Raw genomic sequence first — 22,264 nt, 5'->3', positions numbered from 1 at the left:
GGGCAGCGGTGTTCGCCCACAGCGGGATCAGCTCGCGGTCTGGGCCTTGAGCTGCTGCCAGATCAGGAAGTACGCGCGGTGCACCACGTGCGCCACCCGGCCCTGCGCGGGGGTCGCGCCGAAGGAGGCGAAGGAGCGCCACCACCCAGCGCGCTCGAGCGCGTACGCGGCGAGTTCGTTGTGCGGTCGGCCTTTCATGCCCAGCTGCTCGCCGATGTCGGCGTTGCTGCCGACCCGCAGCACCTCCTCGCCGAGGTCGTCGGGCATGTCGACCGCGCCGGAGGTGACCAGGGTCAGCGCCTCGAGCAGGCGCAGCTGGTGCGCCTCGGGCTTGGCGAGCAGGACCTCGATGGCGTCGTGCACGCGCTGGCGCTCACCGGGATCCCCGGACGCGTGGGCGAGCGCGGTGACCGAGGCGAGCGCCGCGGCGGCCTTGATGCCGTCGGCGCGGGCGCGGAACACCGCGTCCAACCTGGACCGGACCCCGGCCAGACCGGAGGCGTCGAGCAGGGAGCGGCGCAGCGCGCCCGCGGTGAGGTCCGGGTCGGCGCGCAGCGCGTCGACGGCGTGGCGGATGCCGAACAGGTCCAGCTTCTCCAGCAGGCGCACCCTGGTGCCGGTCGGCACGTCGCACTCCCACGAGGTGAAGATGTCCGCCGAGATCAGCATCGTCTCCCAGACGGCGTCGTCGAGCCGGGCCAGCAGCCGCAGCGCGTCGGCGTCGGCCGAGGTGAACCCGCCGGACTCGGCCGACTCGGCGATCAGGCCGATCACCGGGATCACGTCGGCGACCCTGGGCTTGAGGGTGGCCGCCTGCTTCTCGGCCAGCAGCGTCGCCGCCTTCCACACGTCGCCGCCGCTGCCGGTGACCGACTCCGGGGTGATGGTGTCGGCCTTGTTCAGCACGGCGATCGCGTTGACCGGACCGGCCTCGCGGCTGGCGGTCGCGGCGGTGAACGCGGCCAGCGCCTGCTGGTCGTCGGCCCGCACGCCCTGGGTCACCACGTAGAGCACGGCCTCGGCACCGGCGACGGCGTTGCGCGAGGTGTCGTCGAGCTCGTCGTCACCGTCGTCCTCGACCTCCTCGCCGTCCTCCTTGCGGTGCTTGGCCGCGCCGAGCAGCAGTTCGGTGCGCTTCACCGAGGCCAGGTCGAGCGACCCGAGGCCCGGGGTGTCGATGACCGTCAGGTCCCGCAGCACCGCGTTGGTCAGGTACGCCTCCAGGTGCGAGACCTTGTCGAAGTCCACCTCCAGGTCGGCCGGGATCATGCCGCCCACCTCGAACGGCAGGACCTGCTTGGTGCCGTCGAAGAACACCAGCTCCACCCGGTCGACCGTGCCGTACTGGAACCGGGTGACCAGCCGGGTGCACTCCCCGACGTCGGTCGGCGCGATCCGGCGCCCGATCAAGGCGTTGACCAGCGTCGACTTCCCCGACTTGATCCGGCCAGCCACCGCGACCTGCAGCGGGGCGGACAGCCTGCGCAGCACCTCCCGGAACCCGGCCGCGGTGCGCGCGGACACCTGCGGCTGCAGGCGCTGGCACAGGTTGGCCACCGACGCCGACAACGGTCCGGCGAGGTGCTGCTGCTCGGTCGCGCTCGACAAACCCACTCCTCACCCAGTACGCCCCGCGAATCGTGCCATGCGCGCACCGCCGCCGTCCGCGAACTCCTCGCTCAGCCTGCGGGCGGAGACCACGATGCGACGCCGGGCTGACGCGAGCGGCAACCGGCTGTGCCTACTCTCGTCACCGTGCGGAGGCTCAGTCTGTGGATGAAGGCGCACCCGATGGCGGGTGACGTCATCATCGCCGCGATGCTGGCGGCCCTGGAGTCGATCTCGCTGTTCGCCCACGTCGGCGGGGTGCACCCGGTGGCGTACTGGCTGGTCGGCCTGGGTCTGCTCGGCCCGCTGGTGATCCGCAGGCGCGACCCGCTGCTCGCGGCGTACCTCATCCTCGCGGCGGGCTTCGCCCAACTGCTCACGCACGGGCCGAGCGCGGACGGGGTGGACGTCAGGATCCGGGTCGCCGACATCGCGCTCGGCATCGCGCTCTACACGACCGTCGCCTACGTCGGCCGCAGGCAGGGCGCGCTGTACGTGGTGTGGCTGACCATCGGCACCGCGGCGTGGGCGTCGTGGCGGATGGACCTGCCGCAGTCGATCCTGCCGACCCTGGTGATCGTGGTGATCTTCGCGTTCTGCTGGGTGCTCGGCGAGTTCTCCGGCGCCAGGCGGGCCTACCACCTGGAGGTCGAGCGGCGGCTCGCGCTGCTGGAGACCGAACGCGACCAGCAGGCCAGGATCGCGGTCGGCCAGGAGCGGGCCCGCATCGCGCGCGAACTGCACGACGTGGTGGCGCACGCGGTGAGCGTGATCGTGGTGCACGCCGACGGCGCCGCCTACGCGGTGCGCTCGAACCCGGAGGTGGCCGAGCGGGCCATCCACACCATCTCCGCCACCGGCCGCGAAGCGCTGACCGAGCTGCGCCGCCTGCTCGGGGTGCTGCGCAGCGACGAGGGCGAGACCGACCGGACCCCGCAGCCGGGCACCCAGTCCATCTCGGACCTCGCCGAGCGGGTGCGCGCCACCGGTGTCCCGGTGCGGCTCGACCTGGCGGGCGAGCTGGACGACCTGCCAGCCGGTGTCGGCCTCGGCATCTACCGGATCGTGCAGGAAGCGCTGACGAACACGATCAAGCACGCGGGCCCCGGCGCGAAGGCCGCGGTGGAGGTCCGCCGGGTCGGCGACCGGGTCGAGCTGGACATCACCGACATCGGCCCCGGCATCCCCCGGCACGGGCTGACCGCGGGCGGCAACGGCCTCATCGGCATGCGCGAACGCGCCAACGTCTTCGGCGGCACCCTGCAGGCGGGGCCGCACACCGACGGCGGCTGGCGGGTGCGCGCGGTGCTGCCCGTAACGACCGCTTAGGGAAGGGCTACCTTGGGTCGCGTGATCAGGGTTGTGCTGGTGGACGACCAGGAGCTGATGCGGGTCGGGTTCCGCATGGTGCTCGGCGCGCAGGACGACATGGAGGTCGTCGGCGAGGCGGGCGACGGCAGGGCGGCGATCGAGCTGGCCGACAAGCTGCGCCCCGACGTCGTGCTGATGGACGTCCGGATGCCGGTGCTCGACGGCGTCGAGGCCACCAAGGTCATCACCGAGGCGGGCACCTCGAAGGTCCTGGTGATGACCACCTTCGACCTCGACGAGTACGCCCTGTCCGCACTGCGCAACGGCGCCAGCGGCTTCCTGCTCAAGGACACCCCGCCCGGCGCCCTGGTCTCCGCACTGCGCTCGGTCGCCAGCGGCGACGCCGTGGTCTCCCCGAGCGTCACCCGCCGCCTGCTCGACCGCTTCCTCGGCCCCGGCGGCGGCGAACTCCGCGACGCCTCGATGCTCGACGTGCTGACCGAGCGCGAGCGCGAGGTCCTGGTGCTGATGGCCCAGGGCCTGTCCAACACCGAGATCGCCCGCAAGCTCTTCCTCTCCGAAGCCACCGTCAAAACCCACGTCGGCCGCGTCCTGTCCAAACTGGAACTCCGCGACCGCGTCCAAGCCGTCGTCCTCGCCTACGAAACCGGCCTGGTCCGCCCCGGCGACGTCTGACCCCGGCCTCCCCGTCCGGCCCACGGCCCCAGCTGACTTCCGGCCGCCGTTCCGGAGGCCCTCCCCGCCCACCCCAGCCCCCACCCTCTCCGGGGGGCGGCCCCGGCTCCATTCTATCGGGCCACGGTTGCAGGGCCAGAGGGTTGGCGTGAGCTGTGGACAAGTCGGGCGTTGTGGATGGACATACGCGCAGGTCAGGACCTCGGCGTTGAGTGCGGTCAGGGGAGCTTCAGCCGAATGGGGCATGGACCGGACGGGAGAACAGGCGTGAATCAGCGGTAGGTGGAGGCGTCCACTGTGGTCGGGTCGATGCCCGCCTTGATGACCTCGTCGTGCCAGCGGCCCCAGTCGGGGCGGGTGCCGTCGAGGTCGGTGAAGCCGTATTCGCGCATGAGGGTCCAGCTGGCCAGGGTGCGTCCGGCGAAGCGGGACACCGCGGGGTCCGCGGCGAGGGCGGCGATGGCGCGGCCGATGTAGCGCGGGGACTCGGCCATGATGTAGTTCGGGTCCTTCTCGACGCCCTCGCGCCAGTTGGCCTCGGTGACCTCGAAGTGCTCCAGCATCATCTCCGAGCGCAGGAACCCGGGCGTGACCGACAACCCGGTGGCGCCGACGGCGGCCAGTTCCTCGCCCAGCCACCGCCCGATCGCGCGGACGCCGGACTTCACCAGGTAGTACGGAATCCCCACCGGCCCCGGGTAGTCCTCCACGTCGCCGTCGGTCACCTCGACCACCAGCCCGCCCGGCCGCGCGAGCACCAGGGGCAGCAGCCGGTGCAGGGTGATCAGGTGCGTGTCGAGCCCGTTGCGCACGACCCCGATGCCCCTGTCCAGATCGGACTCCCACCAGGGCGTGCCGAACTCGACGAACGGGTCGCCGCCCCACACGTCGTCGACCAGGACGTCGACGTGCCCGTGGTCGGCGGCGATCCGGTCGCGCAGCGCGTCCACATCGGACACCGAGGTGAAGTCGCAGCGGACCGGGATGCCGGTGCCGCCCGCGGCGTCGACCAGTTCAGCCGTCTCCTCGATGGTCTCGGTGCGCCGCATCGGCGACGCGGACGAGCGGGTCGTGCGGCCGGTGACGTAGACCGTCGCCCCCGCCGCCCCGAGTTCGACCGCGATACCCCGTCCACAGCCCCGGGTCGCCCCGGTGACCACGGCGACCTTCCCGTGCAGCGTCATCGATGTCCTCCTTCGTCACCGCGGCGCCATGCCCCCAGCACCGCGTCCACATCAGCACCGAGCCGGTCGGCCAACGTCCCGTGCGGACGGACCGACCAGTCGATCGAGATCCCGTTGACCAGCGACAGCAGCACCCGGACAGCCACGTCCGGCGCGGGTGCTCCGGGCAGCGAACCGGACGCCCGGTCGAACGCGCGGGCCAACTCGGCACTCATGACCTCGAAGTGCGTCGCCAGCTTCGCGCGCAGCACCGGGTCGATCAGGTCGTGCCCGAGTTGTCCCAAGTGGTTGGCCGCGGTGTCGGCGTCACCCAACGAGATGAAGGTGCCCACCGCCGCGGCGCGCAGCCCGTCGACCGGGTCCGCCGCCGCGTCCGCCGCCGTCCGCATCGTGCGGGCGACCTCGGCCGTCGCGTTGTCGAAGACGGCCTGGACCAACCGGTCCTTGGAGCCGAACCGGGTGGCCACCGTCCCGACCGACACCCCGGCCTCGGCGGCCACCTGGGCCAGGGTGAACCCCGGTCCGACCCGGCCGACGACCACGTGCGCCGCGTCGAGGAGCCGCTGGTCGGTGATGGTCCTCGGGCGCGGCACGCCATTATTGAACCATGGTTCATTAACCGTGTCACCCAGGCGGACCGGCATCGCGGATCAGGGTCCACTCAGGGTCGTCACCGATACCCGGGGCTCTGCCGAACGCGGGAGGCTACGCCTGTGAGTTGACCGGACCGGGGGACCACAGGACGACGCGGGAACACACCCGCGACGACCACCCTGGTACCGGACAGCGGGGGAAGCGCTTGGGGGACGAGCGCACAGCGACAGTCGCTAGAAGGAGCACACCATGATCGAGGCAGTCGGCCTCACCAAGAGCTACGGCAAGACGCTCGCCGTCGACAACCTGTCGTTCTCGGTTCCGACCGGGCGGGTGACCGGCTTCCTCGGTCCGAACGGCGCGGGCAAGTCGACCACGATGCGGATGATCCTCGGGTTGGACACCCCGACCGGGGGATCGGCGCTGATCGACGGGAAGCGCTACCGCGACCTGCACCAGCCACTGCGGACCGTCGGCGCGCTGCTCGACGCCAAGTGGGTCCACCCGAACCGCTCGGCCCGCGCCCACCTGCAGTGGCTGGCGCGGTCGAACAAGCTGCCCGCCAAGCGCGTCGACGAGGTGCTGGAGATCGTCGGCCTCACCGCGGTGGCAGGCAAGCGCGCGGGCGGGTTCTCCCTGGGCATGTCCCAGCGGCTCGGCATCGCCGCCGCGCTGCTGGGCGACCCGCAGGTGCTGCTGTTCGACGAACCGGTCAACGGCCTGGACCCGGAGGGCATCCTCTGGATCCGCAAGTTCATGCACCGGCTCGCCGAGGAAGGCCGCACGGTCTTCGTCTCCAGCCACCTGCTCTCCGAGATGGCGCTCACCGCCCAGGAACTGGTGGTGATCGGCCGGGGCAAGCTGATCTCGCAGAGCAGCACCGAGGACTTCGTGGCCCAGGCGACCGAGAACACCGTCCTGGTGCGCGGTCCGCAGCTCGGTCACCTGCGCACGGCGCTCGGCCAGGCCGGTGCGTCCATCCGGGACGAGGGCGCGAGCCTGGTCGTGTCCGGGATGGACTGCGCCGACATCGGCGAGCTGGCGGCGCGCACGCAGACCGTGCTGCACGAGCTGAGCCCGCAGCGCGGGTCGCTCGAGGAGGCGTTCATGCAGCTGACCGGCGACTCCGTCGAGTACCACACCGAGATCGCCGACGCTCCCACCCCGGCGACCCTCGTGCCAGCGGGGAAGTGACGTCATGACGCTGCTCGCGGTAGAACGGATCAAGCTCCTCACCACCCGCTCGCCGTGGTGGTGCACCCTCATCGCCCTGGTGCTCACCATCGGCTTCGGCGCTCTCATGGCGGGCACCTCGGACGAGGCCATCGCCCCGCTCACCATCGCCGCCACCCAGTTCGGCTACGGCTTCGGCCTGGTCGTGGTCATGGTGATGGCGACGCTGGCGATCACCACCGAGTACCGGTTCTCCACCATCCGGGCCACCTTCCTCGCCGTGCCCAACCGCCCGTCCACGCTCGTCGCCAAGGCCACCGTGGTCGCGGTGCTGGCCGCGGTCGTCGGTGAGATCGCCGCGTTCGGGTCGTGGGGCATCGCAGGCGCGATCAAGCCCAACGTCGACCTGGCGATCAACACCGCCTACGAGTGGCGCGCGGTGGCGGGCGTCGGACTCGTCTACGCGCTGTCCGCGGTCGTCGCGGTCGCCGTCGGCGTGCTGATCCGGCACTCCGCCGGGGCCATCGCGGTCCTGCTCATCTGGAACCAGCTGGTCGAGCCGCTGGTGCAGCTCATCCCCAGGGTCGGCGACGACATCCACAAGTGGATGCCGTTCAACGTCGCCAACAAGCTGGTCACCGGCAACCCGGACCCGACGGCCCGCGACGTGCTGCAGGGGCCGCCGCCGTCGGACGCGGTGCTCGGCCCGTGGCCCGCGATCGGCGTCTTCGCCGTCTTCGCCGCCGTGCTGCTCGGCATCGCCATCGTCGTGGCCAACCGGAGGGACGCCTGATGACCACCCTGCTCGCCACCGAGCGGATCAAGCTGTTCACCACCCGCTCGCCGTGGTGGTCCGCCTTCCTCGCGCTCGGGCTCACCATCGGCTTCGCCGCGCTGGTGGGGCTCAACCACAACGGCGGTCCGCTGACCGTGGAGCACAGCCAGTTCGGCATGCAGTTCGGCCTGATGGTCGTCTCGGTGATGGCGGCGCTGGCGATCACCACCGAGTACCGGTTCGCCACCATCCGGGCCACCTTCCAGGCGGTGCCCAAGCGCACCTCGGTGCTGGTGGCCAAGACCGCCGTCGTGGCGCTGCTGGCCGCGGCGATCGGTGAGGTCGCCGCGTTCGGCTCCTGGGTGACCACCTACGCCATCGACGGCGGCCCGGAGATGGCGATCACGACCGGCGCCGACTGGCGGATGGTCGCCGGAGTCGGCCTGGTCTTCGCCATCGCCGCGGTCATCTCGGTCGCGGTCGGCACGCTGGTCCGCCAGTCCGCCGGGGCCATCTCGGTCCTGCTCATCTGGCCGCTGCTGGTGGAGAACCTGGTGCAGCTGATCCCCGGGGTCGGCGACGACATCCACGACTGGATGCCGTTCACCGTGGCGGGCCGCTTCCTCAACGGCACCGGGCCGGACGCGCCGATGGGCCCGTGGGCCTCGCTGGCCTACTTCGCCGGGGTCGCGGCCGTCCTCCTGGTGGCCTCCCTGGCGGTCGCCAACAAGCGAGACGCCTGATCGAACGCGGTCCCGCCGGTCATTCGGGGAGCGGCAGGACCTCTTCCGGGGATGCGGAGCCCGGGTCGCCCACGTGGCGACCCGGGCTCCGGCACTTTCGCGGTCAGACCTGCGGGCGTGGGGGATTGGTGCCAGTATCGGGCGCATGATCGAGGCGACCGGTCTGACCAAGCACTACGGCCGCACCGTCGCGGTCGACAACCTGTCATTCACCGTCGGCGAGGGCAAGGTCACCGGCTTCCTCGGGCCCAACGGCGCGGGCAAGTCGACCACGATGCGGATGATCCTCGGCCTCGACCGCCCGACCTCGGGTGACGTGCGCATCGACGGGCAGCACTACTGGGACCTGCACCAGCCGCTGCGCACCGTCGGCGCCCTGCTCGACGCCAAGTGGGTCCACCCCAACCGCTCCGCGCGCGCCCACCTGCGGTGGCTGGCCGCGGCGACCAAGCTGCCCAAGCGGCGGATCGACGAGGTGCTCGACCTGGTCGGGCTGACCGCGGTGGCCGACAAGAACGCGGGCGGCTTCTCGCTGGGCATGTCCCAGCGGCTCGGCATCGCCGCCGCCCTGCTCGGCGACCCGAAGGTGCTGCTGTTCGACGAACCGGTCAACGGCCTGGACCCCGAGGGCATCCTCTGGATCCGCAAGTTCATGCACAAGCTGGCCGACGAGGGCCGCACCGTGTTCGTCTCCAGCCACCTGCTCTCCGAGATGGCGCAGACCGCGCAGGACCTGGTCGTCATCGGCCGCGGCAAGCTGATCCACCAGGGCACCGTCGACGAGTTCATCGCGCACGCCACCGAGAGCACGGTCCTGGTGCGCAGCCCGGAGTTGGAGAAGCTCGGCGAGTACCTGCTCGCGGCAGGCGCCGGGATCAGCGACGACGGCGACGCGCTCCGGGTGTCCGGGATGGACAGCCCGGCGATCGGTGAGCTGGCCGCGGCGCGGCAGATCACGCTGCACGAGCTCAGCCCGCAGGTCGGCTCGCTCGAACAGGCATTCATCCAGCTGACCGGCGACAGCGTCGAGTACCGGACGGTGGAGACCGGCCACTTGGCGCCCGATGTCGCCGCGAGCCAGGAGGAGCAGGCATGAGCGTGCTCAACGCCGAGCGGATCAAGCTGCTGTCGACCCGCTCGCCGTGGTGGTGCGCGCTGCTCGCCATCGCGCTGCCGGTCGGGCTGACGGCGCTGATCGCCAGCCAGGCCCAGATCCAGCCGGAGGACACGGGCAACGGGGTCTACCTCACCCAGATGCTGTCCAGCCTCGGGCGCGCGGTGGTGATGGTGATGGCGGCGCTGTCGGTCACCAGCGAGTACCGCTTCGGCACCATCCGCAGCACCTTCCAGGCCGTGCCGCACCGGGCCACCGCGCTGCTGGCCAAGACCGTGGTCACCGCGGTCCCGGCGATGCTCATCGGCGCCGTCGTCGGCTTCGGCAGCTGGGCGGTGTTCCAGGCGATCAACCCGTTCCCGGAGCTCGCGCTCGACACCGCGCAGGACTGGCGCGCGGTCGCGGGCCAGGTGCTGGTCTTCGGCATCACCGCGGTGCTGGCGCTCGGCGTCGGCACGCTGATCCGGCAGACCGCGGGGGCTGTCGCCGTGCTGCTGGTCTACGCGCTGCTGGTGGAGGGCCTGGTCGGGCTGATCCCCAAGATCGGCGACGACATCCAGCACTGGCTGCCGTTCTTCGCCGCCGACCGGTTCCTCGGCCTGCGGGACGGCGGCCCGCAGCCGCAGGACCTGCCGCTGGGCCCGTGGGGCTACCTGGCCTACTTCGCCGCCGTCGCGGCCGCGGTGCTGGCCGCCGGAATCTTGTCGGCGCAGCGCCGCGACGCCTGAAGGACTTCCGACCCTGGCCTTCGGGCCCGAATTTTCCTACAACAAGCAGCAGGATTAAGACCACGTTAAGTAGGTGTGAGTCAGAGCACAGGCGGAAGACTTCGGTCGGCTCCCGGGGTCAGATGGACTCACGGACCCGTCTCGGAACCCATGGAGGTGGACCTTGACGGTGCTTGACGCCAGCACGAACGACAGCGCCGCGAACGCCGAGCGGCACCACGCCGTGCCCGCGCAACGCGGACTGCACGTCGAACCGCTGATCGGCCTGGAGTGGTCGGAGGCGCTGGAGCAGCCGGGTGGCCCACCCGCGGCCACCCCGGCCGACGCGCGCCGCGCCTGGGTGCACCGCGCGCCGGAGGCCCAGGTGATCGCCCTCTACCGCGCGGTCGTGGCCGCCGATCCCGCATTACCCGCGCCGTGGTGGCTGCGCGCGGTCGCCTCGGGCGAGCTGAGCTCCCGCCGGGAGGGGTTCGCCGTGGAGGACAGGGTCGCCAAGCTGCTGGACGCGAGACCCGGCTGGGTGTTCGTGCCGTGGGGCGTGGACGGCGACTCGGGCTACTGGGAGTACATGCCCTCCGAGCGCACCCTGGCCGAGCCGGGGATGCCCACCACCCTGGCGCACACCCACCGCCACCCCGGCTGGATCGACGTGATCGGGGTGCACGCGGGCAGCCCGCCCGACCCGGTCCCGGTGCGGGGCCTGCCGGACCTGCGCGCGAACCTGTCCCGGCTGGAGTCCCTGCGACCGGAGCAGCGGCCGGATGGCACCCTGGGCGGGTGACACCGACCGACCAGGTTTCCCGCAAGCGCTCGATCGTCAGCTTCGTGCACCGGGGCGGTCGCATGACCGTCGGCCAGGACCGGGCGTGGCAGCGGTCCTGGCCGCGCCTGGGCAAGCAGGTCCCGGAACTGCCGCCTGGCCCGCTCGACACCGACTCCTGGTTCGGCCGCGAGGCGCCGCTGCTGCTGGAGATCGGCTCCGGCATGGGCGAGACCACCTCGCTGCTCGCGCAGGCCGAGCCGGGGACGAACTACCTGGCGATCGACGTCTACCAGCCCGGCCTCGCGCAGCTGATCCTGCGGGCCGAGGCGATGGGGCTGACCAACCTGCGGATGCTGCGCGGCGACGCCGTCGTGCTGCTCGGCGCGCACACCGCCCCCGGCTCGCTGTCGGCGGTGCGGCTGTTCTTCCCGGACCCGTGGCCGAAGAAGAAGCACCACAAGCGACGGTTGGTGCAGCCGGACTTCGTGGCGCTGCTGGCATCGCGGCTGGCGCCGGGCGGCACGGTGCACATGGCGACCGACTGGGCCGAGTACGCCGACCAGATGCTCGAGGTGCTCTCGGGGCAACCGCTGCTGCGCAACCGGTTCGACGGCTGGGCACCCCGACCGGACTGGCGCCCGGTGACGAAGTTCGAGTCGCGCGCGCAGGAAGAGGGGCGAATCAGTCGCGATCTCATCTTCGAACGAGTGAATGACTGACCGACAGTCACATCGCTCTCGGCAGGACCACACGACCGAGTAGTCGAGGCCGCAGGTTCGCGTACCGATATCCAGTGATGTGACCGCCCTGCGCGACGAGCCTGTCCTGCCCACCGCCCCCCGCACCACCCTGTCCGCCGAGGTACCAACGGTCACCACCGCCCCGGTCAGCCCGGCTCCGGTCAGCCCCGCCCCCGCGGCGCGAGCACGGTCCGTCGGCAACCCGCTGTACCAGGCGGCCGAGCACTTCCTGCGCGCCTTCCACGAGGCCAGGCCCAAGGCGGGACCGCTGGACGCGCGGCTGGCCAAGGTCCGCGCCGAGATCGCCGCGACCGGCACCTACCGGCACACCCCGGCCGAACTGGCCTACGGCGCCCGGCTCGCGCTGCGCGAGAGCGGCTGGTGCCCGGAGAGCATCCCGTGGCGCGGCCTGCTGGTCCGCGACCTGCGCGAGGTCCGCGCCGCGGCGGACGTCGCCGCCGAGTGCGTGCGGCACCTGCGGATGGCCACCGGCGCGGGCGTCATCCGGCCGGTGGTCAGCGTGTTCGCGCCCGACTCGCCGTGGCGGCCGGGCCCGCGCATCCGCAACGACCAACTGGTCCGGTACGCGGGCTACCGCGAGCTGTCCCACGTGCTCGGCGACCGCAGGTACATCGACTTCACCACCGGCGTCGGCAAGCTCGGGTGGCGGCCGCCGACCCCGCGCGGCGCGTTCGACCTGCTTCCGCTGGTGGTCGAGTGCGGCGACGACGGGGTGCGGCTGTTCCCGATCCCGCGCGACGCGGTGCTCGAGGTCCGGCTCACCCACCCGGAGCTCGCCTGGTTCGCCGAGCTGGGGCTGCGCTGGCACGCGGTGCCGGTCATCGCCAACACCCGGCTGCGCATCGGCGGCATCGACTACCCGGCCGCGCCCTACAACGGCGTCTACATCTGCCGCGCCATCGGCGAGGACGTGCTGGGCGAGGACGCCGCCTACGGGATGGCCGCGCTCGTGGCCGAACGGCTCGGACTCGACACCACGCGCGAGCGCACCCTCTGGCGCGACCGCGCGGCGCTCGAGCTCAACCGCGCGGTCCTGCACTCGTTCGACAAGGCGGGCGTCAGCATCGAGCACTCCGCCGACGTCTACCTCCCGGCGAGCGACCACCGGGACCGGCCCGCCTTCCTTCGATGAGCACAGTCCTGCGCTAGTGCGCTAAGCCGTCGGGACCGGCTCGCGCTCCTCGGGGGCCTCGGCCTGCGGCGGCGCCCCCTGCTTGCGCGAGCGGATGACGACCTTGTCCGGGGCGCCCTCCAGCACGCCACCGGCCGGGTCGTCGCCCGGGAAGCGGCGGACCAGGTCGCGCTCGGGGTGGTAGATCTCGTGCAGGATCACGACGCAGATGACGATGACCGCCAGGTCGCGCAGCACCACCGTGCCGAGGAACCACTCCTCCGGCAGGCCCTTGTTGCTCTCGCCGAGGTAGTACATCATCCGCGGCGCCCAGACCAGGGCGTCGATGGTCATCCAGGCCAGCAGCAGCTTCCACCTCGGCAGCGCCAGCACCGCGATCGGCACCAGCCACAGGCTGTACTGCGGGCTCCACACCTTGTTGGTCAGCAGGAACGCCGCGACCACCAGGAACGACAGCTGCGCCACCCGCGGCCGGGTCTTGGCGTGCAGCGCGACGAACGCGATGCCCGCGCAGGCCGCGACGAACAGCAGCGCGCTGACCAGGTTCAGCCAGGTGGGCGACTCGCCGAAGGGCACCTGGCCGTCGAAGCCCTCCCAGCCGGTGAACTTCATCAGCACGTTGTAGAGCGAGTCCGGGTCGGCGCCGCGCTCGGAGTTGCGCCGGAAGAACTCCCACCAGCCCTGCCGGTACTGCTCGGGGATGATCAGCCACGCGTTGCAGATGGTCCAGGTGAACGCCGCGAGTCCGGTGGCGTTCCACCAGTCCTTCATCCGCCCGGACCGCAGGCACAGCACCAGCAGCGCGCCGAGCAGGAACGCCGGGTAGAGCTTCGCCGCGGCGCCGAGGCCGATGAGGACACCGGCTACCCCCGGCTTCTTGCGCGACCACGCCAGCAGCGCGGCGGCGGCGAACGCCGTGGCCAGGGTGTCGAAGTTGGTGAAGGCGTGCACGGCGACCAGCGGCGAGAGCGCGATGAACGCGGCGTCCCACGGTCGATGTCGAGCCGTGCGGCCGGTCGTCCAGATGGTGACCAGCCACGCCAGCGACAACCACAGCACGCTGAAGGTGAAGTAGATGACCACCGGTAGCGCCGTCGGCAGCCAGCCCTGCTTCGCGACCTCGAGGTAGCCGTGGGTCAGCTTGGCGTTGACCCACTGGAACATGCCGGTGAGCACCGGGTACTCCATGTACCGCAGCTGCTGGGTCGGCTTGCCCTCGTCGTCGTACCAGGACGTCTTGTAGGGGAAGGTGTCCGGCTTGTCCAACCGCTCCGCGGTGTAGAGCGGGACGATATCGGAGTAGCACATCGCCACGAACGGCCGGTTCGACCGCCAGTCCAGCTCCAGGTTGTCGCCCGAGTTGTACTGCTGCACGCACGCGGCCTTGGTGAACCAGCCCAGCGCCAGCCCCACCACCGCCAGCAGCAGCGCCACCCGCAGCGGCGTCCAGAACCAGTGCCTGCCGACCACCGCGTGCCTGCCGAGCGGGCCGCCGATGGGGCCGGACGCGCCTGCCGCCATCGACTCCGACCAGGACGGGCGCACCCGCTCCAGCTCGCTCAACGACGCGGTGTCGGCGACCTGGCCGCCCCCCGGGACGACCACGACGGGGGCATCGCCACCGGTCGGGGAGTCACCCGCGACCGGGGACTCGGCCGACGGCTCTGGCTCGACCGCAACCGGTCGCTCGGCCTCGTCTGGCCGCTCTGGATCGCCTGGCACGCGGCGATGCTACGGCCTACCGTGTGCGGACGGGGTAGGGCGGCGGGGCAAAAAACACCCGGGGTCGGCGGGCGGTGCGCCCCCGACCCCGGGATGGTTCGGTGATCTAGCCAGTAGCTCCCGGCTAGTTGTTACCCGGTAGTGGTATCTCCGTCGTGGTCGGTCGCGGCTTCGTCCGGGTGGTGGTCGCCGACGGGTTCGGGTCGTCGGTCTCCGTCGTCGTGGTGGTCACCGGCGGCTGCGGGTCGGTCGTGGTCACCGGCGGCGGGACGTTGTCGGTCGTCGTCGGCTTCGGCACGCTGGACTGGGTCGGCTTCTCCGGCTCGCCGATGGGGACGAACCGCGGGAAGTTCTCCTTCGGCGCTTCGGCGAGGTAGGCGTTCATGAACTTCTGCCACGCCTTGCCCGGCAACCCGGAGCCGTAGACCGTCTTGCCGTCCGCCGCCTTGAGCGGGGCACCGTTCTCGGCGCTCAGCGCGGCGGCCGCCGACACCTGCGGGGTGTAGCCGACCATCCACGCCTTGGCGTTGTCGGCGGTCTCCACGCCCTGCGGGTTGGTGTACTGGTGCGTGCCGGTCTTGCCTGCGCACGGCCGGTCCTTGGCGCACTCGATCTTCGAGGACTTCGGGATCGGCAGCAGCGACTCGGTGACGTTGCGGGCGATCTTGGAGTTGGTGTCCGGGTTGTTCGGGTCGAACGCCAGCGCCTCGGCGTAGGACGGCTCGGCCGCGGCCTCCCAGGCAGCGCCGCCGTCCGGGTACTCGACCTTGGCCACCAGGTGCGAGGGCCTGCGCACCCCGCCGGAGGCGAAGGTGGCGTACGCGGTGGCCATCTCCCTGGCGCTGACCAGGGTCTGGCCACCGCCGATGGCGATGTTGAGGTCGAGCGCCTTGGACAGGTCCGAGGTGATGCCCGCTTCCTTGGCCGCCTCGGCGACCCCGGCCGGTTTCACGTCGTGGTAGACCATGTCGCTGAACACGACGTTCAGCGACTCCTTCATGGCCGTGGCGACCGTGCACTCCCCGCAACTGGGCTTGCTCGCGTTCTTGACGACCTTCGACCCGCCGAAGCTCTTGGGCGTGCTGTCGTACATCTCCTGCAGGCCCTTGCCCAGCTTGAGCAGCCCGACCAGGTCGAACGGCTTGAACGACGACCCGGGTTCCTGCTTGATGTTGGCCCAGTTCGTGCCGTTGGGATCACTGCCGGGGTAGTAGGCGATGATCCCGCCGGTCTTCGGGTCGACCGCCACCATCCCCATGTGCATGTTCGCGGGCTGGCCGTTCATCACCTGGGCGACCGAGTCCTCCATGACCTGCTGCGCGCGCGGGTCGATGGTCGTGGTGATCTTGTAGCCGTTCTGCTTGAGCCTGGCGTCGTCGAACCCGAGGTCCTCCAGCTCCTCCAGCACGAGGAACGGGATCTTCGCCCGCGGCCCGGTCAGCGAGGCGGTCTTGCCCGCCTGCGCCTCGAGCGGGGTCGGGAAGGCGGCCGCGGTCCGCTCCTGGTCCGACATCCAGCCGTTGACGACCATCCGGCCGGACACGTACTCGTAGCGCCGCTTCTGGTACTCGGGCAGCTTCGACTTCGCCGGGGTCTGGATCATGCCCGCGAGCAGCGCCGCCTGCGGCCGGGTGATCAGCTTGAGGTCGTCGACGCCGTAGTACGCCTTCGCCGCGGCCGCGATGCCGTAAGCGCCACGACCGAAGTACACCGTGTTGAGGTACGCGGTGATGATGTACTTCTTGTCGTAGGTCTTGTTCATCTTGTACGCCTTCACGACCTCGACCCACTTGCGGCTGAGCGTGGGGTCGTCGTCGCCACTGGCCTGCTTGATGTACTGCTGGCTGATCGTCGAGCCACCACCACCGCCACCGGTGGCGTTGCTCCACACCGCGCGCATGATGCCGCCGATGTCGAAGCCGGAGTTGGTCTCGAAGGTGTCGTCCTCGGCGGCGTACACGGCGTGCTTGATGTCGTCCGGGATGTCCTCCGGCTTGAGCATCACCCGGTTCGCGCCGGACCCGGCGACCTTCGACATCTCCTCGCCGTTGTTGTAGAGCAGCGTGACGACCTTGGCCTGGTTGCGGGCCACGTCCTCGGGGTTGTCCACGTCGACGAGCTGGTAGGTGATGAAGAAGGCCAGCACCGGGCCGATGAACATCAGCGCGGCCGCGACGTAGATGGTGCGCCGGACCCGCCGCCAGATCTTCTTCTTGCGCATGGCGCGCAGTTCCTCTTCGGTCGGGCCCTTGTCCTCGTCGTCGAAGTCGTCGTCGCCGTAGCCCTCTTCGAGCTCGGGCTCGCGGTGGGTCAGCAGCTCGGGCTCGGACCGGGCCTGGCCGGGCGTCTTGGTCATGAAGACCGTCGGCGCCTCGCCGGGATCGGGGCGGGCGCCGTGGCCGAGGGCGACGGTGCGGTCCGCGTCGCGGTTCGGTGCGGCGATGGCCATGGTCGGGTCAGCGGGGCCCGGACCACCGGGGCCCGGCCTGCGGGGTCCACCAGGTCCACCAGGACCGCCTGGGCCGCCTGGGCCGCCGACGATCACGGTCGCGCCGGGTCCACCAGGGCCGACGGGGCCGCGCGGGCCGGGACCACCAGGACCTGGGCGCCCGGGTCCACCCGGGCCACCCGGTCGACCTGGGCCGCCGGGACCGCCACCGGGGCCACCGGGTCCGCCCTGCGAACCGGGACCACCGTTGGGGCCATGGCCGCCGTTGGGCCCAGGAGCACCGTTCGGACCAGGGCCACCGTTCGGACCAGGGCCACCCTTGGGGCCAGGGCCGCCGTTGGGGCCGGGACCACCAGGACCGCGGCCACCGATCGGCGCGCCGGGACCGCCCCGGCCGGGAGCGGGCGGGCCTGCGGGGCCGCGGCCACCGGGCGGACCGGCCACCTCGTCACCCTGGCGCTGCGCACGGCTGTCGTCGCCGTCGCCGTCCTCTTCCCACAGCGGGCTCCAGAAGCCCGTGCGCTCCTCCGGCTGGGCGGGTTGCCCACCGGACTTGGCACGGCCCGCGTCCGGCTCGTCGCCGGTCGGCCACTCCGGTTCCGGCCGTCGTCGATGGTCACTGTGGTCGTTCACGAAAAAGCCTCCCAGACCGGCGCCCAGCGTCGGGACGTCGTTCGGTGGTCACGCGCGGCAGTGCGATGTGCTCGCGAGGGAACCCGGTCACGCAAAGCGCATCACTCGGCTGCCGTCCTCCTGCGGGTGGGGACTCCCCCGGTCCCCAAGACGTACGACTGCACCAGGTGGTTCCACGAACATGTCCGGCAGACCTCCACGGTGTAGACCGTGAACTCCTCGAACACCCCCGCCATCCTGACCAGCTCCTCCGGCGCCCGCGCCGAGCCGGAGGCGTGCTTGAGCTCGTCGCCGTAGACCCAGTTGACGGTGGTCAGGTGTTCCTTGCGGCAGACCGGGCAGGTCACGTCGGTGGGTTGACCGTGGAACTTCGCGGCGCGCAGCAGGTACGGGTTCGCGTCGCACACCTCGTTGGTGCCGACACGACCCGAGTAGACCTCCGCGAGCAGCGATCTCCGCTGCAACGCGTAGTCGACCACCTGCCGCTGCGTTCGCACGCCGACAGCCTACGCGGCCGCGTTATCACGGCGGTGAGCCGATTGGCGGCGCCGACATGCTCCGCCGGCCGGATTCGTGACCTCCGCGGGTCCTGACCTGGCCGGGACGGGGCAGCGGGCGGTCAAACGCGCAACGGCGTGGTTCGTACGTGGTGATTGACACAGGCAGGCGAGTTGGTGAGGCTCGCGATGTATCGGCACGATATAAGTGTCCAGTAGGTCAACCCACCCAACCAGTGCGCCGGGTGGGAATGGACCGGTGCGAAAGCGGCAAGACGAGGTTCGAAGGGGGTGCCCGTGCTCGAGTTCGCGATCCTCGGGTTGCTCCACGAGGCCCCGATGCACGGCTACGAGCTGCGCAAGCGCTTGCACGACCTGCTCGGGACGTTGCGCACGTTCTCCTACGGCTCGCTCTACCCGACGCTGCGGCGGCTGCTGCGGTCCGGGTGGATCGCCGAGGAGGCGCCGGAGGGCGACCGGTCGTGGGGCAGGCGCGGCAAACGCGTCTACAAGCTCACCGCGGAGGGCAAGGAGCACTTCGCCGAACTGCTCGTCGACGCGGGCCCGCAGACCTGGGACGACGAGGCATTCGGCGTGCACATGGCGTTCTTCTCCCGCACGCCTGCCGAGGTGCGCATGCGCATCCTCGAGGGCAGGCGGCGCAGGGTCGAGGAGCGCAGGGAAGGGCTCCGCTCATCCATGGCGCGCGCGGGCGAGCAGATCGACCGCTACACCCGGGAGCTGCACCGGCTCGGTCTGGAGACCAGCGAGCGAGAGGTGCGCTGGCTCAACGAGCTGATCGCCCACGAGCAGAGCGAGCAGCGCGACCCATCGGACTGACCGACAGGCAGGCCCGCCGTCAGCGGGTGCCTGTGACGAACGGACCGCGCCAGGCGCGCGGCGGGAAACGAGAAGGAGAACCGGCATGGGCGAGAACCGCCAGAGCGTGCGGGTGGCCATCGTCGGCGTCGGCAACTGCGCGGCGTCGCTTGTGCAGGGCGTGCACTACTACCGCGACGCCGACCCGACGACGCGGGTGCCGGGGCTGATGCACGTCCAGTTCGGCGATTACCACGTGCGCGACATCGAGTTCGTCGCCGCGTTCGACGTCGACGCCAAGAAGGTCGGCCGCGACCTGTCCGAGGCGATCGTGGCCAGCGAGAACAACACGATCAAGATCTGCGACGTCCCGCCGCTGGGGGTCACCGTCGGGCGCGGGCACACCCTCGACGGGCTCGGCGAGTTCTACCGGGAGATCATCACCGAGTCCGACGAGGAGCCGGTCGACGTGGTCGCCGCGCTGCGCGAGGCCGAGGTCGACGTGCTCGTGTCGTACCTGCCGGTCGGCTCGGAGGACGCGGACCGCTTCTACGCCCAGTGCGCCATCGACGCGGGCGTCGCCTTCGTCAACGCGCTGCCGGTGTTCATCGCCTCCGACCCGGAGTGGGCGGCCAAGTTCACCGAGGCAGGCGTGCCGATCGTCGGCGACGACATCAAGTCGCAGGTCGGCGCCACCATCACGCACCGGGTGATGGCGAAGCTGTTCGAGGACCGCGGCGTGGAGCTGCAGCGGACCTACCAGCTCAACTTCGGCGGCAACATGGACTTCATGAACATGCTGGAGCGCAAGCGGCTCCAGTCCAAGAAGATCTCCAAGACGCAGTCGGTGACCTCGCAGATCCCGCACGAGATGGCCAAGGCCGACGTGCACATCGGCCCGTCGGACCACGTGCCGTGGCTCGACGACCGCAAGTGGGCCTACGTGCGCCTGGAGGGCCGCTCCTTCGGCGACACCCCGCTGAACCTGGAGTACAAGCTGGAGGTCTGGGACTCGCCCAACTCGGCGGGCGTGATCATCGACGCGGTGCGCGCGGCGAAGATCGCCCTGGACCGGGGCATCGGCGGGCCGATCCTCTCGGCGTCCTCCTACTTCATGAAGTCCCCGCCGGAGCAGTACTCCGACGACGACGCCTACGAGGCCGTCGAAGCCTTCATCCGCGGCGACGTCGAGCGGTAGTCACGACCAGCGAACAGGCCGTCACCCACGCGGGTGGCGGCCTGTTCGCGATCGGCCGTCGGGGCCGAACACCCCAGCCGGGAACGATGCCGGGCGGGGACGTGGGGGTGGGTGGCGGGAGGGAGTGACACAGGCGGACCTGGAGGAGTTCGCTCGCAGTTCATGTGGATGACCGCTTCAACTGGTTTGGGGCTCCTACGGTCACGCCGTTCCCACCGACTGTCCGCACCACCCACGGAGGCTCCGTGACCACCACCGACGGCCGCATCTCGCTGCCGCTGCTCCCGCCCGACCACCCGCTCGGCCGCTCCTCGATCACCTGTGAATACCGGTGTGGCAACGCCTGTTCGCACGAGGCGCCCAACACCTCGGACAACGCCTACTTCGGTGACGTCGTCCGCTCGATCGTCAGCCGCCGCGGCATGTTGAAGGCGGGCGCGGTGCTCGCCGTCGCCGGTGCTGGTGTCGCTGGCATGGCGGGCACCGCCGCCGCGCACCCCGACCACGGTGGGCACGGTGGCGGCGACGGCCGCCCGCGCGGCCCCAAGGGCCTCGACTTCACCGCCGTGGCGCCCAACCGCGAGGACCGGATCGTCACCCCGGAGGGCTACCACAACTCGGTCGTCATCCGCTGGGGCGACCCGGTGCTGCCCGGCGCGCCCGCGTTCGACTTCGACAACCAGACCGCCGCGGCGCAGGCCAAGCAGTTCGGCTTCAACAACGACTTCTGCGGCCTGGTGCCGTTCGGGCACGACCGCTGGCTCATGGTGAGCAACCACGAGTACACGACCGAGTCGGCCATGTTCAAGGGCTTCAGCCAGGCCAACCCGACCGAGGAGCAGGTCAAGATCGGCTGGGCCGCGCACGGCCTGTCGGTCGTGGTCGTCGAGCGCGAGCGGCGCACCGGCAAGCTGCTGCCCAAGGTCGACCGCCGCTACAACCGCCGGATCACCGTCACCTCCGAGTTCGAGGTCGACGGCCCGGCCGCGGGCAGCCAGTTCCTGCGCACCACCGCGGACCCGACCGGCCGCAAGGTGTTCGGCACGCTGAACAACTGCGCCGGTGGCGTCACCCCGTGGGGCACGATCCTGTCCGGCGAGGAGAACTTCAACCAGTACTTCGCCAACGCGGGCTCGGTGACCGACCCGGTCACCAAGACCCGGCTCACCCGCTACGGCCTCGCCGGTGCCGCCAGCACCCGCAAGTGGGAGAACTTCGACCGGCGCTTCGACGTGGCCAAGGAGCCCAACGAGGTCAACCGGTTCGGCTGGATCGTCGAGGTCGACCCGCTCGAGCCCGGTTCCAAGCCGGTGAAGCACACCGCGCTCGGCCGGTTCAAGCACGAGGGCGCGACCATCCAGATCGCCCGCAACGGCAAGGTCGTCGCCTACCTCGGTGACGACGAGCGCTTCGACTACGTCTACAAGTACGTCTCGAAGGAGCGCTACCGCCCGGGTGACAGCCCGTCGGCCCGCGCGCACAACAAGAAGCTGCTCTCCGACGGCACCCTCTACGTCGCGCAGTTCACCGGCGACAGCCCGGCCACCGAGTTCGACGGCACCGGCAAGCTGCCCACCGACGGCGAGTTCGACGGCTCCGGCAAGTGGATCCCGCTGGTCTCCGGCGACAAGTCGTTCGTCGACGGCTTCACCGCCGAGGAGGTGTACGTCTTCACCCGCCTCGCCGCGGACAAGGTCGGCGCCACCAAGATGGACCGCCCCGAGGACGTGCAGCCCAACCCGGTCAACGGCCGGATCTACGCCGCGCTGACCAACAACACCGACCGCGGCAAGCCGGGCAAGGAAGGCCCGACCGAGATCAACCCGCGCAACGGCAACAAGCACGGCCACATCCTGGAGTGGGAGGAGAGCCGCGGCGACCACACGGCGCTCACCTTCTCCTGGAAGCTGCTGCTGGTCTGCGGCGACCCGGCCACCGCCGACACCTACTTCGGCGGGTACGACAAGACGCAGGTCAGCCCGATCTCCTGCCCGGACAACGTCGCCTTCGACCGCCACGGCAACCTGTGGATCTCCACCGACGGCAACGCGCTCGGCTCCAACGACGGCCTGTTCGTGGTGCCGGTCGCCGGCCGCTACCGCGGTTACCTCAAGCAGTTCCTCACCGTGCCGCTCGGCGCGGAGACCTGCGGCCCGGTCATCGAGGACGACTTCATCCTGGTCTCGGTGCAGCACCCGGGCGAGCTCGACGGCGCCAGCGCCGACAACCCGCTGACGCACTGGCCCGACGGTGGCACCGCCCAGCCGCGCCCCGCGGTCGCCGCCATCTGGAAGTCCGGCTGCCGCATCGGCGAGTGATCTTGATCTGACCAGGGGGTCCGTGCGCTTTCCGGCGCGCACGGAC

The 22,264-nt window shown here is 71.0% G+C and carries 19 protein-coding genes; 13 read left to right on the top strand and 6 right to left on the bottom strand.

Going from position 1 to position 22,264, the window contains the following annotated elements; all coding sequences use genetic code 11:
* Positions 1-27: 27 nt before the first annotated feature.
* Complete coding sequence (locus CLV68_RS03840) at positions 28-1,608, bottom strand: dynamin family protein (RefSeq protein WP_121390943.1); 1,581 nt, start codon at positions 1,606-1,608, stop codon at positions 28-30.
* A 168-nt stretch (positions 1,609-1,776) separates the two neighbouring features.
* On the opposite strand from CLV68_RS03840, the gene CLV68_RS03835 reads away from it, so the two are divergent.
* Together CLV68_RS03835 and CLV68_RS03830 are read left to right on the top strand one after the other, a co-directional pair.
* Positions 1,777-2,937, top strand: coding sequence for a sensor histidine kinase (locus CLV68_RS03835; RefSeq protein ID WP_425454838.1), 1,161 nt, complete (start codon positions 1,777-1,779; stop codon positions 2,935-2,937).
* A gap of 21 nt (positions 2,938-2,958) precedes the next feature.
* A complete protein-coding gene (locus tag CLV68_RS03830) occupies positions 2,959-3,615 on the top strand; it encodes a response regulator (protein ID WP_121389188.1) in 657 nt (218 codons plus the stop codon).
* 272 nt (positions 3,616-3,887) lie between these two features.
* Here CLV68_RS03830 and CLV68_RS03825 read toward each other — a convergent pair whose 3' ends face one another.
* The gene (locus CLV68_RS03825) at positions 3,888-4,799 is read right to left on the bottom strand and encodes an SDR family oxidoreductase (RefSeq protein ID WP_121389187.1); all 912 of its coding nucleotides are present in this window, start codon (positions 4,797-4,799) and stop codon (positions 3,888-3,890) included.
* The gene (locus CLV68_RS03820) at positions 4,796-5,392 is read right to left on the bottom strand and encodes a TetR/AcrR family transcriptional regulator (protein WP_121389186.1); all 597 of its coding nucleotides are present in this window, start codon (positions 5,390-5,392) and stop codon (positions 4,796-4,798) included. The genes CLV68_RS03825 and CLV68_RS03820 overlap by 4 nt, the downstream gene beginning before the upstream one ends.
* A 250-nt stretch (positions 5,393-5,642) precedes the next feature.
* Between CLV68_RS03820 and CLV68_RS03815 the strand changes: the two genes are divergently transcribed.
* The 8 genes from CLV68_RS03815 (at position 5,643) to CLV68_RS03780 (ending at position 12,582) form a co-directional block, all read left to right on the top strand.
* Positions 5,643-6,587, top strand: coding sequence for an ABC transporter ATP-binding protein (locus CLV68_RS03815; protein WP_121389185.1), 945 nt, complete (start codon positions 5,643-5,645; stop codon positions 6,585-6,587).
* Positions 6,588-6,591: 4 nt separating this feature from the next.
* Positions 6,592-7,359 carry a hypothetical protein gene (locus CLV68_RS03810; protein WP_121389184.1) on the top strand — a complete coding sequence of 256 codons (768 nt, stop codon included), beginning with the start codon at positions 6,592-6,594 and terminating at the stop codon, positions 7,357-7,359.
* Positions 7,359-8,084, top strand: a complete 726-nt coding sequence (locus CLV68_RS03805; protein WP_121389183.1) for a hypothetical protein — start codon at positions 7,359-7,361, stop codon at positions 8,082-8,084. Before CLV68_RS03810 ends, CLV68_RS03805 begins: the two co-directional genes overlap by 1 nt.
* A gap of 145 nt (positions 8,085-8,229) precedes the next feature.
* Positions 8,230-9,180, top strand: coding sequence for an ABC transporter ATP-binding protein (locus tag CLV68_RS03800; protein WP_121389182.1), 951 nt, complete (start codon positions 8,230-8,232; stop codon positions 9,178-9,180).
* On the top strand, positions 9,177-9,926 hold the full coding sequence (locus CLV68_RS03795; protein ID WP_121389181.1) for a hypothetical protein: 750 nt from the start codon (positions 9,177-9,179) through the stop codon (positions 9,924-9,926). Before CLV68_RS03800 ends, CLV68_RS03795 begins: the two co-directional genes overlap by 4 nt.
* A 169-nt stretch (positions 9,927-10,095) precedes the next feature.
* Positions 10,096-10,707 carry a hypothetical protein gene (locus tag CLV68_RS03790; protein ID WP_342772774.1) on the top strand — a complete coding sequence of 204 codons (612 nt, stop codon included), beginning with the start codon at positions 10,096-10,098 and terminating at the stop codon, positions 10,705-10,707.
* A 62-nt stretch (positions 10,708-10,769) separates the two neighbouring features.
* Positions 10,770-11,408, top strand: coding sequence for a tRNA (guanosine(46)-N7)-methyltransferase TrmB (gene trmB / locus CLV68_RS03785; protein ID WP_246009839.1), 639 nt, complete (start codon positions 10,770-10,772; stop codon positions 11,406-11,408).
* Between the two features lie 79 nt (positions 11,409-11,487).
* Positions 11,488-12,582 (top strand): nitric oxide synthase oxygenase, encoded by a 1,095-nt coding sequence (locus CLV68_RS03780; protein ID WP_246009653.1) that lies wholly within the window; start codon positions 11,488-11,490, stop codon positions 12,580-12,582.
* A 21-nt stretch (positions 12,583-12,603) separates the two neighbouring features.
* Here the strand turns inward: CLV68_RS03780 and CLV68_RS03775 are convergent, their stop codons facing one another.
* From CLV68_RS03775 to CLV68_RS03760, 3 genes are all read right to left on the bottom strand, one after another.
* Positions 12,604-14,187 carry a glycosyltransferase family 87 protein gene (locus CLV68_RS03775; RefSeq protein WP_246009838.1) on the bottom strand — a complete coding sequence of 528 codons (1,584 nt, stop codon included), beginning with the start codon at positions 14,185-14,187 and terminating at the stop codon, positions 12,604-12,606.
* A gap of 241 nt (positions 14,188-14,428) precedes the next feature.
* Positions 14,429-16,753 carry a transglycosylase domain-containing protein gene (locus tag CLV68_RS03770; RefSeq protein ID WP_121389179.1) on the bottom strand — a complete coding sequence of 775 codons (2,325 nt, stop codon included), beginning with the start codon at positions 16,751-16,753 and terminating at the stop codon, positions 14,429-14,431.
* Positions 16,754-17,487: 734 nt separating this feature from the next.
* Positions 17,488-17,883, bottom strand: a complete 396-nt coding sequence (locus CLV68_RS03760; protein ID WP_092782191.1) for a DUF5318 domain-containing protein — start codon at positions 17,881-17,883, stop codon at positions 17,488-17,490.
* A gap of 297 nt (positions 17,884-18,180) precedes the next feature.
* Between CLV68_RS03760 and CLV68_RS03755 the strand changes: the two genes are divergently transcribed.
* From CLV68_RS03755 to CLV68_RS03745, 3 genes are all read left to right on the top strand, one after another.
* Positions 18,181-18,723: a PadR family transcriptional regulator gene (locus CLV68_RS03755; protein ID WP_092782336.1), complete on the top strand. Its 543-nt coding sequence runs from the start codon at positions 18,181-18,183 to the stop codon at positions 18,721-18,723.
* An 85-nt stretch (positions 18,724-18,808) separates the two neighbouring features.
* Positions 18,809-19,900 (top strand): inositol-3-phosphate synthase, encoded by a 1,092-nt coding sequence (locus tag CLV68_RS03750; RefSeq protein ID WP_121389177.1) that lies wholly within the window; start codon positions 18,809-18,811, stop codon positions 19,898-19,900.
* 245 nt (positions 19,901-20,145) lie between these two features.
* Positions 20,146-22,218 (top strand): PhoX family protein, encoded by a 2,073-nt coding sequence (locus CLV68_RS03745; RefSeq protein ID WP_121389176.1) that lies wholly within the window; start codon positions 20,146-20,148, stop codon positions 22,216-22,218.
* Positions 22,219-22,264 lie beyond the last annotated feature (46 nt).

Origin of the sequence: Actinokineospora cianjurensis (assembly GCF_003663795.1) — a bacterium.
GTDB lineage: Bacteria > Actinomycetota > Actinomycetes > Mycobacteriales > Pseudonocardiaceae > Actinokineospora > Actinokineospora terrae.
Note: the sequence above shows the minus strand (reverse complement) of the source record. Positions and strands in the feature narration are given on the sequence as shown.

Excerpts from the sequence above, each read along its gene's own strand:
- CLV68_RS03825 (WP_121389187.1), bottom strand. The coding sequence starts at position 4,799 with ATGACGCTGCACGGGAAGGTCGCCGTGGTCACCGGGGCGACCCGGGGC.
- CLV68_RS03835 (WP_425454838.1), top strand. The coding sequence starts at position 1,777 with ATGAAGGCGCACCCGATGGCGGGTGACGTCATCATCGCCGCGATGCTG.
- CLV68_RS03810 (WP_121389184.1), top strand. The coding sequence starts at position 6,592 with ATGACGCTGCTCGCGGTAGAACGGATCAAGCTCCTCACCACCCGCTCG.
- CLV68_RS03815 (WP_121389185.1), top strand. The coding sequence starts at position 5,643 with ATGATCGAGGCAGTCGGCCTCACCAAGAGCTACGGCAAGACGCTCGCC.
- CLV68_RS03770 (WP_121389179.1), bottom strand. The coding sequence starts at position 16,753 with ATGGCCATCGCCGCACCGAACCGCGACGCGGACCGCACCGTCGCCCTC.
- CLV68_RS03750 (WP_121389177.1), top strand. The coding sequence starts at position 18,809 with ATGGGCGAGAACCGCCAGAGCGTGCGGGTGGCCATCGTCGGCGTCGGC.
- trmB (WP_246009839.1), top strand. The coding sequence starts at position 10,770 with ATGACCGTCGGCCAGGACCGGGCGTGGCAGCGGTCCTGGCCGCGCCTG.
- CLV68_RS03800 (WP_121389182.1), top strand. The coding sequence starts at position 8,230 with ATGATCGAGGCGACCGGTCTGACCAAGCACTACGGCCGCACCGTCGCG.
- CLV68_RS03805 (WP_121389183.1), top strand. The coding sequence starts at position 7,359 with ATGACCACCCTGCTCGCCACCGAGCGGATCAAGCTGTTCACCACCCGC.
- CLV68_RS03795 (WP_121389181.1), top strand. The coding sequence starts at position 9,177 with ATGAGCGTGCTCAACGCCGAGCGGATCAAGCTGCTGTCGACCCGCTCG.